This is a genomic window from Streptomyces sp. NPDC052016 (genome assembly GCF_044548445.1).
Classification (GTDB): Bacteria; Actinomycetota; Actinomycetes; order Streptomycetales; family Streptomycetaceae; genus Streptomyces.
On the sequence record NZ_JBIUBX010000041.1, the window covers coordinates 19,305 to 33,903 of the forward strand.

The window sequence follows — 14,599 nt, forward strand, 5'->3', positions numbered from 1 at the left end:
TGGGCCCTTGGTCGAACTCACCCTCCGTGCGGATGTCGTCACGGCGCGGCCGCGTCGATGGCCTTCACGATCCGCTTGTCGGAGACGGGGTACGCCGTGCCCAACGCGTGGGCGAAGTAGCTGACCCGCAGCTCCTCGATCATCCAGCGGATGTCCAGCACCGAGGAGGGGACCGGCCGGCCCTGGGGGAGCTGCTCCAGGAGCCAGGCGTACTCGTCCTGCATCTCGTGGACCTTCTCCATGCGCGTGGTGTCGCGCTGGACGTTGGCCGGCATCTGCTGCAGACGCCGGTCCACGGCCACCAGATAGCGCATCAGGTCCGGCAGCCGGCGCAGCCCCGACTGCGTCACGAAACCCGGCCGTACGAGCGCGTCCAGCTGCTTGCGCACGTCCGTCAGGTTCGCGAGCAGTGCGGGGCTGCTCACGGCCTTCAGACGGCGCTCACAGGCCTGCCAGGCGGCCAGCACCTGCTGCACCTGCCCGACCGTCCGCACGGTGGTGTCGACGATCTCGGCGCGCACCTTGTCGTACAGCTTCCGGTACGACTCCTCGTCCCACGCGGGCCCGCCGAAGTCGCCGATCAGCTTGTCCGCCGCCGCCATCGCACAGTCGTCGAAGAGGGCCTGGATCGATCCGTGCGGGTTCGAGGACAGGGCGAGCTTCTGGGCGTTCGTCAGCTTCTCGGACGCGAACTTCGCGGGGTTCACCGGGATGTTGCGCAGGATCAGCCGGCGGGTGCCCTTCCACATCGCCTCCGCCTGCTCCGCCTCCGTGTCGAACAGCCGTACGGAGACGGTGTCGCCGTCGTCGACCAGGGCCGGGAAGGCCTTCACGGGCTGACCGGCCCGGCGCGTCTCGAAGACACGGGTGAGCGTGCCGATCGTCCAGTCCGTCAGTCCGGACCGCTCAAGGGACTCGCCGCCCTGCCGCTCGGCGGTGGCCGCGGCGGCCTGGGAGAGGGCCCTGCGGGCCTTCGGCTTCAGCTGGAGCTTCAGGGTCTCGAGGTCCTTGTCCTCGGCCAGCTTGCGGCGCCGCTCGTCGACGATCCGGAAGGTGATTTTCAGGTGGTCGGGGACCTTCGACCAGTCGAAGTCGTCGGCCTCGAAGGGCACGCCGACCATCCGCTTCAGCTCACGCGCCATGGCCGAGGTGAGCGGCTCCTGCAGGGGCGTCGCCCGGTCCAGGAACCGCTTCGCGAAGTTGGGCGCCGGCACGTAGTTGCGGCGGATCGGTTTCGGGAGGGAGCGGATCAGCTCGGTGACGACCTCTTCCCTGAGGCCTGGGATCTGCCAGTCGAAGCCCTCGTCGGTGACCTGGTTGAGGACCTGGAGCGGGATGTGGACGGTCACGCCGTCCGCGTCCGCGCCCGGCTCGAACTGGTAGGTGACGCGGAACTTCAGCGGCCCCTGCCGCCATGAGTCCGGATAGTCGGCCTTGGTGACCGCCTCCGCCGACTCCCGGATGAGCATCTCCCGCTCGAAGTCCAGGAAGTCGGGCTGCTCGTGCCGCTTGCGCTTCCACCAGGAGTCGAAGTGGGCGCCGGACACCACGTGCTCGGGCACCCGCTGGTCGTAGAAGTCGAACAGCGTCTCGTCGTCGACCACGATGTCCCGGCGCCGGGCGCGGTGCTCCAACTCCTCGACTTCGCTGAGGAGCTTCCGGTTGTCGGCGAAGAACTTGTGGTGCGTCCGCCAGTCGCCCTCGACGAGTGCGTTGCGAATGAAAAGTTCGCGGGAGACCTCCGGGTCGATCCGCCCGTAGTTCACCTTCCGCTGGGCGACGATCGGCACGCCGTACAGCGTCACCTTCTCGTACGCCATCACGGCCGCCTGGTCCTTCTCCCAGTGCGGCTCGCTGTACGTCCGCTTCAGCAGGTGCTCGGCGAGCGGCTCGACCCACTCCGGCTCGATCTTCGCGTTGACGCGGGCCCAGAGGCGGCTGGTCTCCACCAGCTCCGCCGACATGACGAACCGGGGCTGCTTCTTGAAGAGCGCCGAGCCGGGGAAGATCGCGAACTTGGCGTTGCGGGCGCCGAGGTACTCGTTCTTGTTGCCGTCCTTCACGTCCTTCATCCCGATGTGGGAGAGGAGACCGGCGAGGAGGGAGATGTGGACGCTGTCGGCGGGGGCGTCCTGCTCGTTGAGGTGGATGCCCATCTGCTTGGCGACCGTGCGGAGCTGGGTGTAGATGTCCTGCCATTCGCGGATGCGCAGGAAGTTGAGGTACTCCTGCTTGCACATCCGGCGGAAGGACGACGAGCCGCGCTCGCGCTGCTGCTCACGCACGTACCGCCACAGGTTGAGGTAGGCGAGGAAGTCGCTGGTCTCGTCCCTGAAGCGGGCGTGCTGCTGGTCGGCCTGGGTCTGCTTGTCGGCCGGGCGCTCGCGCGGGTCCTGGATGGACAGCGCGGCGGCTATCACCATGACCTCGCGGACACAGCCGTTCTTGTCGGCCTCCAGGACCATCCGGGCCAGGCGCGGGTCGACGGGCAGCTGGGCCAGCTTGCGGCCGGTCTGGGTGAGCCGCTTGCGCGCGTCCTTCTGCGCCGGATCGAGCGCCCCCAGCTCCTGCAGGAGCTGCACGCCGTCGCGGATGTTGCGGTGGTCCGGCGGGTCGATGAACGGGAACTTCTCGATGTCGCCGAGGCCGGCCGCGGTCATCTGCAGGATGACGCTCGCCAGGTTCGTCCGGAGGATCTCCGCGTCCGTGAACTCCGGCCGGGCGAGGAAGTCGTCCTCGCTGTAGAGGCGGATGCAGATGCCGTCGCTCGTCCGTCCGCAGCGGCCCTTGCGCTGGTTGGCGCTGGCCTGCGAGATCGGCTCGATGGGCAGCCGCTGCACCTTGGTGCGGTGGCTGTAGCGGCTGATGCGGGCGAAGCCGGGGTCGATGACGTACTTGATGCCGGGGACGGTCAGCGAGGTCTCGGCCACGTTGGTCGCCAGAACGATCCTGCGGCCGGTGTGCGGCTGGAAGACCCGGTGCTGCTCGGCGTGCGAGAGCCGGGCGTACAGCGGAAGCACCTCCGTGAACCGGTACTTCTTCTTCTCCAGCGCGTCCGCGGTGTCCCGGATCTCCCGCTCACCGGAGAGGAAGACGAGGATGTCGCCCTGCCCCTCTCCCATCAGCTCCTCGACGGCGTCGGTGATGGCGGTGATCTGGTCCCGGTCGGCGTCCTCGGAGTCCTCCTCCAGGAGCGGCCGGTACCGCACCTCCACGGGATACGTCCGGCCGCTGACCTCGATGATCGGCGCGTCGCCGAAGTGCCGGGAGAAACGCTCGGGGTCGATGGTGGCCGAGGTGATGACGACCTTGAGATCCGGCCGCTTCGGCAGCAGCTGGGCGAGGTAGCCCAGCAGGAAGTCGATGTTGAGGGACCGCTCGTGGGCCTCGTCGATGATGATCGTGTCGTAGGCGCGCAGCTCGCGGTCGGTCTGGATCTCGGCGAGCAGGATGCCGTCCGTCATCAGCTTCACGAAGGTGGCGTCCGGGTTCACCTGGTCGGTGAACCGCACCTTCCAGCCGACGGCCTCCCCGAGCGGCGTCCTCAGCTCGTCCGCCACGCGCTCGGCGACGGTCCGGGCGGCGATACGGCGGGGCTGGGTGTGCCCGATCATGCCGCGCACGCCCCGGCCCAGCTCCATGCAGATCTTCGGGATCTGGGTGGTCTTCCCGGACCCGGTCTCGCCGGCGACGATGACGACCTGGTGATCACGGATGGCGGCCGCGATCTCGTCCTTCTTCTGGCTGACCGGGAGCTGCTCCGGGTAGGTCACGGCGGGCACACGGGCGCGCCGCGCGTCCATCCGCTCCCGGGACTGGGCGACCTCCGCCTCGATCTCGGCGAGAACGGCGGCGCGGGCCTCCGGCTTGCGGATCTTGCGCGCGCCTTCGAGCCTGCGCCCGAGCCGGTGCGCGTCACGCAGGGACAGCTCGGCCAGGCGGGGGGCGAGGGCGCCGAGGGCGGGGGCAGGGTGCGTAGACATACGCGATCCAGGATCTCATCCCCACGAAAATCGTGGCGAACGCTTTTGCCGCGCGCCCCCGACGCCCGGCCCGCGCACGCCACCGCACCCCCAGCGGCACTCCCGGACGGAGCACCCGCGAGGGCCGCTGGGGCTGGAGGGGCAGAGGTGCCGCATGTGTGCTGGGCAACGTGAAGAGCCCCGTCCGGGGGACGGGGCTCTTGGCTGTGGCTGGGGCCGGGGTCGAACCGGCGACCTTCCGCTTTTCAGGCGGACGCTCGTACCAACTGAGCTACCCAGCCACGAGGCTTCCGGGGAAACCTCAGCGGTCCTGACGGGATTTGAACCCGCGGCCTCCACCTTGACAGGGTGGCGAGCACTCCAAACTGCTCCACAGGACCAAGCGATGTACGACAGTGTCGCACACGTTGTTGCGTGCCCCCAACGGGATTCGAACCCGTGCTACCGCCTTGAAAGGGCGGCGTCCTAGGCCGCTAGACGATGAGGGCTATCGGCCCGCCTGGGCGCTTCTCAGCGCGTCGGGGACGTGAGAAGCATATGGGATGGCGGGAGGTATCGCCAAAACGGTTTACGGAGCGTTGTCCGAGGGCGTGACCGACGGGGCCGGCGGCGGGCTGGGGGACGAGGGGGTGGAAGGGGTGATGGACGGGCTGGTGGAAGGGGTGGGGGAGGGGGTGGCGCCCGGTTGGTTCTCCTTCGGGAGGTGGCGGCTGACCTCGGCCGTCGTCAGGCCCAGCCCGCCGAGTTTGATCGCGTCCCAGGCCTGGAGGCGGCGGGTGTCGCGGTCGAAGTAGAGGATCGACGCCTCGATCGGGTCGGGGTACTTTCCCTCGACGGCGCGCAGGCCGCTGCCGCCGGTGGAGCCCTCGATGCGCAGCCGGGTGCCGTTCTCGAGGATCTCCATCTCCGCGTGGTGGACGTGGCCGGCCAGGACGAGGGGGACCTCGCCGTCCGTCCGGCGGGCCGCGGAGGGCTCGTGGGCGATGGCCACGTCGACGGGGGTGCCGGCCGCCCGCTGGGCGCGGAGCGCGGCCGCGAGGCGGTCGCCCGCCGCCTCCTGCACTCCGTCCCCGTCCGGGACGGTGGAGCGGTCGGGGGTGAACTGGGGGTCGCCGATGCCCGCGAAGCGCAGGCCCGCGAGGGTGACCGCGCGGCCGTCGTCGAGGACGTGGACGTTCTCGATGCCCTCGAGGTAGCGCTGGGTGACCCGCGAGTCGTGGTTGCCGCGGACCCAGACGTAGGGCGCGCCCAGGTCGGCGATGGGGTCGAGGAAGCCGTTCTCCGCCGCTGTGCCGTGGTCCATGGTGTCGCCGGAGTCGACGATGACGTCGACCTTGTACTGCTCCACGAGCGAGGCGATGATCTTCCAGCTCGCGGGGTTGAGGTGGATGTCCGAGACGTGCAGGACGCGGACGGTGGTGGGGTCCGGCTGGTAGGTGGGCAGCGTCGAGGTGACGTCGTAGAGCTTGGTCACGTTGGTGACCAGGCGGGCCAACTCCTTCTGATAGACGTCGAATTCGGTGACGATGCTGCGGGCGCTGCCGACCAGGGAGGGGGCTGAGGAGAGCAGGCCCGAGAAGCGGGGTTCCAGGACCGACTTGGGGTTCCAGGTGGCGTAGGCGGTGGCGCCCGAGGCGGCGAGGAGGGCGAGGGCCAGGCCGCCGGCGGCGAGGGCGCGGCGGGGGCGGCGGTAGACCGCGAGGCCGAGGGCGGTCGCGCCGGAGACGACGGCGACGCAGGAGCGGACGGCCAGGTCGAGGGTGCCGTGTTCGACGTCGCGGGCGACCTCGTCCTGGAGGCCGGAGAGGCGTTCGGGGTGGTCGACGAGGGCCTGGGAGCGGGCGGGGTCGAGCTGGTCGACGTTGACGTCCAGGCGGACGGGGGCGACGTGGCTGTCGAGGTGGAGGGCGCCCAGCGGCGAGACGTTGATCTTGGTGCCGCCGGTGATGGAGGGGCGCAGGGTCATCGTCGTGTTCATCGGGCCGACGGCGGCGCGGACGTTCCCGACGATCAGCAGGCCGAGCCACGCGCCGACGAGGACGACCGCGGTGAGGCCGAGGGCGCGGCCCCAGGGGCGGGGCCGGGCGGCGAGTTCGGGGGTGGTGGTGCGGGGTGAGCGGCGGGGCCGGTGGCGTGTCGTGCGTTTCCGGTTCGGTCGGTTCAGGCGCTTCATGGGGTTCAGGGCTGCGGGGACGCGGACCATTGGTCCCCTATGCCCAGGTGCGCGCCCGGACATGCGGGTGTGGCCCTCGTACGGCCGTGCCGTACCGGAGAATGGGCACGTGCTGGAGATGACGCGCGAGGAGTTCGAGGAACTGGTCGCCGAGGCGCTGGACCGGATCCCGCCGGAGCTGACACGGCTGATGGACAACGTCGCCGTGTTCGTCGAGGACGAGCCGCCGGCGGACGACCCGGGGCTGCTCGGGCTGTACGAGGGCACTCCGCTGACCGATCGCGGGGAGTGGTACGCGGGGGTGCTGCCGGACCGGATCACGATCTACCGGGGGCCGACGCTCCGGATGTGCGAGACGCGGGAGGAGGTCGTCGAGGAGACGGAGGTGACCGTGGTCCACGAGATCGCGCATCACTTCGGGATCGACGACGCCCGGCTGCACGCACTGGGGTACGGCTGAGCCGTCGGCGTGCGGGGCGCGTGTCCTCTTGTGGGCGGCGGGAGTTGGGGAGGTTGACTTCTGCGTCTGCCCCCGGAGGTGGCCCGTGCGCCCCTTGTCCCTACCCGTTCGCCTGGCCGCCACGGTCATGGCCGTCGCCGCGGCCGCCGGATGCATGAGCGTCGGGGAGGGGGAAGAGGGCCGGGCGGAGCCGTCGCGCTCGGCGGGGCAGCACGGCGGTGAGGCGCCGGACGGCGGGGCCGGGGTGTCGGCCGGCGGGCACGGGTTCGGTGCGGCCGGCGGCGACGACCGGCACGGGCGCGGCAAGGACGGGAAGAAGGGCCGCCACGGCGGGTCCGCATCACCGTCGGCCGAGCCGTCGCCGGGCGCGAGCGCGCCGGCCTCAGCCGGTGCGCATCCGGGCGGGAGCGAGGGGCCGGGGCAGCCGGAGCCGCCGGGGGAGGAGCCCACGCCCACGCGTTCGGCCGATCCGGAGCCGCCGCCGTCGCCGGAGCCCCCCACGTCGCCCACGCCCGAGCCGACGGTCGCCGAGCCGTCGTCGTCGGCGCACGAGGAGCCGGCGCCGCAGTTGGTGGAGCGGGAACCGGCGCCCGAGGCGGGAGCGCCGGCGTAGGCGGGGCGGGTCTGCGGTGTGGGAGGGTGGTCCCGGGTGGTGTGACCCACGTCCCTGGGGATCGGTTTGCCTTCGAGGGTGGTGGGTGCGTATGGTGGTAGATCGTTTGATCCCATTTGCCCGGCGCCACCGCAGAGCGCGCCGTGTGGCGCGTACTCTCCCTTGCCGTGGCTGACCGCATAGAGGCGGTCGTATTGCGAAACACGGAGTTGACGGGCGCGTGCCGACGAGACTCCGGAAGGTTTCGCATACGCATGTCCATTTCCCGTACTGATCACGTCGTCGTGCCCGAGAACGTCGAAGTGCCCGAGAACAACGACGAGGCCGTCGAGAACCTCGCGGCCGGCGCCGACGAGGCGCCCCAGGTGACCTTCGCTGACCTGGGTCTGCCCGAGGGCGTCGTGCGCAAGCTCGCGCAGAACGGCGTGACCACCCCCTTCCCGATCCAGGCGGCGACCATCCCGGACGCCCTGGCCGGCAAGGACATCCTCGGCCGTGGCCGCACCGGCTCCGGCAAGACCCTCTCCTTCGGGCTGCCGACCCTGGCCACGCTGGCCGGCGGCCGCACCGAGAAGCACAAGCCGCGCGCCGTGATCCTCACGCCGACGCGCGAGCTGGCGATGCAGGTCGCCGACGCGCTCCAGCCGTACGGCGACGTCCTGGGCCTGAAGATGAAGGTCGTCTGCGGCGGTACGTCGATGGGCAACCAGATCTACGCCCTCGAGCGCGGCGTCGACATCCTCGTCGCCACCCCCGGCCGCCTGCGCGACATCATCAACCGCGGCGCCTGCTCCCTCGAGGACGTGCAGATCGCCGTCCTCGACGAGGCCGACCAGATGTCCGACCTGGGCTTCCTGCCCGAGGTGACGGAGCTGCTGGACCAGGTCCCGGCGGGCGGTCAGCGGATGCTGTTCTCCGCGACCATGGAGAACGAGATCAAGACCCTCGTCGACCGGTACCTGAACAACCCGGTCAGCCACGAGGTCGACGCCGCCCAGGGCGCGGTGACGACCATGTCGCACCACATCCTCATCGTGAAGCCCAAGGACAAGGCGCCGGTCACGGCCGCGATCGCCTCTCGCAAGGGCCGCACCATCATCTTCGTCCGCACCCAGCTGGGCGCCGACCGCGTCGCCGAGCAGCTGCGCGACTCCGGCGTGAAGGCCGACGCCCTGCACGGCGGCATGACCCAGGGTGCGCGCACCCGGACGCTGGCCGACTTCAAGGACGGGTACGTCAACGTCCTGGTCGCGACCGACGTCGCGGCGCGCGGCATCCACGTCGACGGCATCGACCTGGTCCTCAACGTGGACCCGGCCGGTGACCACAAGGACTACCTGCACCGCGCCGGCCGTACGGCGCGCGCCGGCCGTACCGGCACGGTCGTCTCCCTCTCCCTGCCGCACCAGCGGCGTCAGATCTTCCGCCTGATGGAGGACGCGGGCGTCGACGCCGCGCGCCACATCATCCAGGGCGGTGCGGCCTTCGACCCCGAGGTCGCCGAGATCACCGGCGCCCGGTCGATGACCGAGGTCCAGGCCGAGTCCGCGGGCAACGCCGCCCAGCAGGCCGAGCGCGAGGTCGCCCAGCTCGCCAAGCAGCTGGAGCGCGCGCAGCGCCGTGCGACCGAGCTGCGCGAGGAGGCCGACCGGCTGGTGGCCCGGGTCGCGCGCGAGCGGGGCGAGGACCCCGAGGCCGCGGTGGCCGAGGCGCAGGCGGCGGCCGTCGAGACCGTCGAGGCCGTGGCCGAGGTCGCGGTGCCGGAGCAGCCGGCCGCGCGGGACATCGACCGGGGCGAGCGCGTCGTTCGTGACGAGCGTCCGGCGGCTTCGTCGTACGAGCGGCGGGAGCGGCGGGACGATCGGGGCGGTCGTTCCTTCGAGCGCCGTGACGACCGTCGGCCGTTCGACCGTGACCGTGACCGGGACCGTGGCTTCAACCGTGACCGTGACGACCGCGGTGGCCGTTCCTTCGAGCGCCGTGACGACCGTCGGCCGTTCGACCGCGACCGTGACCGGGACCGTGGCTTCAACCGGGACCGTGACGACCGCGGTGGTCGCTCCTTCGAGCGCCGTGACGACCGGGGCGGTCGTTCCTTCGAGCGCCGTGACGACCGTCGGCCGTTCGACCGCGACCGCGACCGTGACCGCGGTTTCAACCGGGACCGTGACGACCGCGGTGGCCGTGGCTTCGAGCGCCGTGACGACCGGGGCGGCTTCCGCCGCGACGAGCGGGGCGGGCACCGTGGCAGCGACCGTCCGTTCAACCGCGACCGCCGTGACGACCGCCCGGGCTTCCGCGCCGGCGGCCACGACCGCCCGTTCGGCCGTCGTGACGACCACCGCGGCGGCGGCTCCTTCGGGCGCCGCGAGGACAAGCCGCGCTGGAAGCGCAACGGCTGACCGCAGCGGCCTGAGTGACTGAACGCCGTGGCCCCCACCGACACACCGGTGGGGGCCACGGTGTTTTCCGTGCCAGCAGGGGTTGAAACCCCTTTCTCCGGGACTGTGAAGCGGCTGTAGGATCAGCCGACTTGTGAGACGGATGTGAAGGCCGTTGGGCCTCGGGCGCTGGAATCGTGTCCGGACCGTCTCCTGGTGCCCGGGGAGGGGCCTTTCTTGACTGGTCATCGGTTCCAACGTCTGCGTCTCGTCGCCGCCTCCGCCGTCCTGGCGGCCGGTCTGACTCCGCTGTTGCCTTCGGCCGCGGTCGCGGACACACCGCAGGAGACGGTGGTGCCGGCGACGCTGCGCAGCACCTACACCTCCGGCGCGCTCTACGGCGGGTCCACGTACGCCGGGCGCGACGGTGCAGGCACCCAGGGCGTGTTTCACAGCCTGGAGGGCTCCGGGCTGGTCTGGACGCGGTACGCGGACGGCAGGTCCGTGAAGGTGGTCCATCCGGAGGGACACCCCACCTACAGCACGGCCGGCGGTGACACCCTCGCGTACCGGTACGCCGACGGCCGGGTCGACCTGTGGAACGCGGCCGACGACACGACGCGCACGGTCCGGACGCCCGAGAGCCTGACCTATCTCACCGCCTACGGCGACCTGGCGGTCGCCTACCGGCAGTGGAAGGACGAGAGCGGGACGACCCGGCGGGAGATGCACCTGCTGTTCCCGGAGGCCGACGGCAGCACGCGTGACGTCACGGTCACCGGGCTGCCCGAGCAGTACACCTTCGGGATGCCCAAGGGCGGGGACGCCGACGGGCTGCTGTTCCTCGCCGGGCGGCCGGGCGGCGGGGAGTACGTGTGGGCCATGGTCGACAAGCGGACCGGGCAGGTACGGAACACGACCCCGCCGCGCTCCAAGGTCTACCTCAACGCGCAGGTGACCACCGATCACGTGGTGCTGTTCAACCTCGACGACCCGACCGTGCAGGTGTACTCCCGCTCCGATCTGTCGGCCGCCCCGGTCGCGGTCACCCTCGACGGCAGTGGCCTCAGCCCCACCAGGGACCTCGCTGTGGTCGGCGACTGGCTGGTCCACGGGTCAGGTACGGCCGTGATCGCCAAGCCCTTGGCGGGCGGATCCTCGGTGACCCTGCTGTCCAAGGCGCACCCGGCGATCGGCGCCGTTTCCGACGGCACCGCCGTGGCTGTCGGCCGTACGTCGGACACCACCGACGACTGGGGCGTCCAGCGCATCCAGCCGGGCCCTGACGGCCGGCCGGTCGTCACGCAGGTCAAGTCGCTGGCCCAGCCGCCGCGCAAGATCCAGGGGCTGTCGCTGGACCAAGGGCGGCTCGTGGTCGCGGACTTCGAGAAGCAAGGCAGCCGGGACGCCTACGGCAGGACCGTCGCCGCGACCGGCACCCCCGAGTTCGGCCAGCGCAGTCAGTTCACCGGCTCCTCCGTCCTCCTCGGCGACTGCGAGGCGGCGGACGTCGCCTGCGCACAGGTCCGGGGGGTCGCCGACGGCCGGATCGCCTGGCTGGAACACGACGGGGAAACCGACCGCATCAGGGTCGACGGGCCTGGCGGCAGCGACTTCTGGGAACGCACCGGACTTCCCTCGGGCGGACGGATCACCGACGTCTCCGGCGACTACCTGATCCACACGACCGACACCCGGCAGACCGTCTACCAGATCGACGACAACTCCGTCGTCCCGCGTCACATCGGCACGCCCGTCGCGTCCGCACTCTCCGGCGACACCCTGTGGCTCGCCGGCGAGACTCCCGGCACCGTCACCGCGTACGACGTGACCGCGAAGCGGACCGTCGAGACGCTCACCACCGACGCCGGCTGCACCCCGACCGACCTGCAGGCGGTCGGCCGCTGGCTGTACTGGACGTGTGACGGCCGCGCGGGCGTGTTCGACCGTACGGCGGGCAGGTCCGTGCCGGTGCCGCCCGGCGAGAGCGGGCTCGGCGACGGATTCGTCGTCACCCACGACAAGGAGGCTGGGAAGCTGGTGCTCACCGCGGTCGCCGACGGCACCCCCTCCAGCCGGGTGATCGGCGATCTGCCGGACACCGGGGTCTCGCAGCGGGACGTCCGCTGGACGGTGGACGAGTCCGGTGCGAACGCCGCCTACGTCGACGAGCAGGAGCGGGTGCACCTCGTGCCGTCCGGCGTGGCCCAGCAGCCGCTGCGCCTGCTGAGGCCGGTGCGCAGTGCGGCGACGCACAACGCGGACATGACGCATCCGGACCTGTATCCGCTGACCACCGTGCTGCTGTCGAAGCCGGCCGCCGGCTGGCGGCTGATCCTGCGCGACAAGGCGACCGGCAAGGTGGTCGACACGGTGGACGGCGGTGCCGCGCGCGGCGAGCTGAAGGTCGGCTGGGACGGTGCCCCGGGCACCGGGACCGTGTTCGCGCCCAACGGCGTCTACGACTGGACTCTGTCGGTGACGCCCGCGGACGGCGTCGGTGCTCCTCTCGAGACGCGGGGCACGGTCCGGCTGCAGCGTGGTGCCGCGGTGTACCACGACTACGCGGGCCTCGGTCTGGCCGACGGCACAGGAGACCTGCTCACCCTCGCGGGCGGCACGCTGAGTGTGCACGAGGGCACCGGCCGGGGGACGTTCACCGCGCCCTTGGGCAGCTGGGGCTGGCCCACGAAGATGACGGCCGTGGCGGTCGGCGACCTGAGCGGGGACCGCTGCAACGACTTCCTGGTGCGGGAGAGCAGCGGCGCGGCTCGCCTGTACAAGCCGGGCTGCGACGAGATCCCGGAACCGACCACGCCGAACACGACCCTTGCGACCAGCGGCTGGAACACGTTCGACATCGTGACCTCCCCCGGTGACATCACCGGTGACGGCCGCCCCGACGTGATCGCCCGCAAGGCCGCCACCGGCGTCGTCTACCTCTACAAGGGGACGAGCGCGGGCCGGCTGGCCTCCGGCGTGAAGCTGTACGCCGACTGGAGGACGTACAAGAAGGTCGTCGGCGCCGGGGACCTGAACGGGGACGGCGTCGGGGATCTGCTCACGCAGGACAAGGCGAACAACCTCTACCGGTTCTACGGCAGGAGCAACGGGACCTTCGCCCCGGGCGTGAAGCTGTACGCGAACTGGGGTGCCCCGTACAACGCGCTCGTCGGGGTCGGGGACATTACCGGGGACGGGAAGGCGGACCTCGTGGCGCGGGACACCGCGGGCGTGCTCTACCGGATCCCGGGCAACGGCAGGGGTTCCTTCTCTCCGCGGGTGAAGATCGCCACCGGCTGGCAGTCCTACACGATCTTCTAGCCGCGTCCCTCGATCCCGCGCACCCCCGGCACGCGGGACGACGCCGAAACGACGGATCCGTGACCTTTCGTCGTCCGCCGGCAGGGCCGTGTCCCCGATACCCGATCGGAGACACGGCCTCGTCCGGCTATGCTCAGGGTGGGCAACATCGCCTGGGCCCTTAGCTCAATTGGCAGAGCAGTGGACTTTTAATCCATTGGTTGTGGGTTCGAGTCCCACAGGGCCTACGGCGCGGGTCACGGGGTACACCCTCGGACCCGCTGTGCGGCGCCCGAGCCGGCTTCGGTCGGCTCGGGCGCCGTCTCGTTTCCGGGGCACGGCCGGCCGGGCGGAGGCCTGACTGGGCAGGCTCGTGCCGGTGCGGACGCCAGGTGCTCGGGGGTCGTCGGCGGGCGGCGAGGAGCGCGATGTCGTCCTCGCACGTGCCGCTGGTCAGCCGGGTCTGGAGCGTGTCGAGCAGGTGCTCCAGCGGGCCGTCGGCCGACAGCCCCCTCTCGGTGAGCCTCCTGCCGTCGGCAGAAGGCATCGGGGGTCCCGTGACCATCGTGCGCGGAGCCTGGGCCTGAGCCTGGGGAGGCCATGACGGCGGGAGTCTTTCGGGATTCACCGGCTTCTCCAGCTGTCCGTCGGTCCCTTTCCCCATCGTGTGGGGGTGGTGCGGCGCATCTCGGTCGGGCAGGGCGGCCGGGTGGCTGCCGCGGCCGCCGCCCTCCCGGTCCACGGCGTGCGCGTCCGGGGTCGACGTGCCCACCGATCGAACAATTCGATGTTCATTTGATCAGGAGGATGGTAGAAATGGGTCCATGAGTGTCGCCAACCGCCTCGATCTGACCCTCCGCCTCGTCCAGGGCGCCGACGGCCGCGTCTCCGTCGCCGAGCTCGCACAGCGGCTGGGTGTGTCCGAGATGACCGTCCGCCGGGACCTCGACGCGCTGGAGAAGCAAGGGCTGGTGCGGCGGGTGCACGGTGGGGCCGTGGCCGGGCGGGCGCGGGAGGAGGGGGGTGGGTTCCTGGCGCGCGAGGGCTGGCAGACCGCGACCAAGGACCGGCTCGGGGCGACTGTCGCCCGGCTCGTGGAGCCGGGGACGCGGGTGCTCCTCGATGCCGGGACCACCACCGTGCATGTGGCGGAGCACCTTGCCGCCCGCGGGCCCCTGACCGTCGCCGTGCTCAGTCTGCAGGCGGCGGTGCGGCTGGCCGACCGGCCCGGGATCGAGTTGCTGGTCGTCGGCGGGCGGTCGCGGCCGGGCGAGCGGTCCCTGGTGGGGCCGTTGGCGCTGCGCACGCTGGAGTCGCTCGCCTTCGACCTGTTCGTGATGTCCATCGGCGGGGTGCACGCGGCGCACGGCTGGTCCGAGTTCTCGCTGGACGACGCGGCCGTCAAGCAGGCGGGCCTGGGCCAGGCCGGCCGTACGGTCGCCGTGGCCGACGCGACCAAGCTCGGCGTGCGCGCGTTCAGTCAGGTCGCCCCGCTGGACGCCGTGCACACCTTCGTCACCGACGCCGCCGCGGACGATCCCGCCACCCACCCCTGCGGTCCGCAGACCCTGGACGCCCTGCGCGAGGCGGGCGTCGAGACGCTCCTCGTGTGAACGACTCGTACGAGCGACTTGTGCGCGCGACATGCGAGCCGAGCCGCTCGCGCGACTCATGCGAGCCGCGCGT

7 protein-coding genes and 4 tRNA genes are annotated in these 14,599 nt (G+C 71.3%); 6 read left to right on the plus strand and 5 right to left on the minus strand.

The window, feature by feature from the left end:
- Positions 1 to 38 precede the first annotated feature (38 nt).
- From hrpA to ACIHAR_RS37080, 5 genes are all read right to left on the minus strand, one after another.
- A complete protein-coding gene (gene hrpA, locus ACIHAR_RS37060) occupies positions 39 to 3,983 on the minus strand; it encodes an ATP-dependent RNA helicase HrpA (RefSeq protein WP_400023623.1) in 3,945 nt (1,314 codons plus the stop codon).
- 207 nt (positions 3,984 to 4,190) lie between these two features.
- A tRNA-Phe gene (locus tag ACIHAR_RS37065) sits at positions 4,191 to 4,264 on the minus strand.
- Positions 4,265 to 4,288: 24 nt separating this feature from the next.
- Positions 4,289 to 4,363: transfer RNA gene (locus tag ACIHAR_RS37070), tRNA-Asp, on the minus strand.
- Between the two features lie 35 nt (positions 4,364 to 4,398).
- Positions 4,399 to 4,471 (minus strand) — tRNA-Glu (locus ACIHAR_RS37075).
- Between the two features lie 80 nt (positions 4,472 to 4,551).
- Positions 4,552 to 6,186, minus strand: coding sequence for a metallophosphoesterase (locus tag ACIHAR_RS37080; RefSeq protein ID WP_400023624.1), 1,635 nt, complete (start codon positions 6,184 to 6,186; stop codon positions 4,552 to 4,554).
- Positions 6,187 to 6,265: 79 nt separating this feature from the next.
- Here ACIHAR_RS37080 and ACIHAR_RS37085 point away from each other — a divergent pair, with 79 nt between their 5' ends.
- From ACIHAR_RS37085 to ACIHAR_RS37110, 6 genes are all read left to right on the plus strand, one after another.
- Positions 6,266 to 6,616 carry a metallopeptidase family protein gene (locus tag ACIHAR_RS37085; protein WP_400023626.1) on the plus strand — a complete coding sequence of 117 codons (351 nt, stop codon included), beginning with the start codon at positions 6,266 to 6,268 and terminating at the stop codon, positions 6,614 to 6,616.
- Positions 6,617 to 6,701: 85 nt separating this feature from the next.
- On the plus strand, positions 6,702 to 7,229 hold the full coding sequence (locus ACIHAR_RS37090) for a hypothetical protein (RefSeq protein WP_400023628.1): 528 nt from the start codon (positions 6,702 to 6,704) through the stop codon (positions 7,227 to 7,229).
- 254 nt (positions 7,230 to 7,483) lie between these two features.
- Positions 7,484 to 9,631 (plus strand): DEAD/DEAH box helicase, encoded by a 2,148-nt coding sequence (locus ACIHAR_RS37095; RefSeq protein WP_400023630.1) that lies wholly within the window; start codon positions 7,484 to 7,486, stop codon positions 9,629 to 9,631.
- Positions 9,632 to 9,847: 216 nt separating this feature from the next.
- Positions 9,848 to 12,934, plus strand: a complete 3,087-nt coding sequence (locus ACIHAR_RS37100) for an FG-GAP-like repeat-containing protein (protein ID WP_400023632.1) — start codon at positions 9,848 to 9,850, stop codon at positions 12,932 to 12,934.
- Between the two features lie 154 nt (positions 12,935 to 13,088).
- Positions 13,089 to 13,161, plus strand: a tRNA-Lys gene (locus ACIHAR_RS37105).
- 576 nt (positions 13,162 to 13,737) lie between these two features.
- A complete protein-coding gene (locus ACIHAR_RS37110) occupies positions 13,738 to 14,526 on the plus strand; it encodes a DeoR/GlpR family DNA-binding transcription regulator (RefSeq protein ID WP_365469500.1) in 789 nt (262 codons plus the stop codon).
- The last annotated feature ends 73 nt before the right edge of the window (positions 14,527 to 14,599 follow it).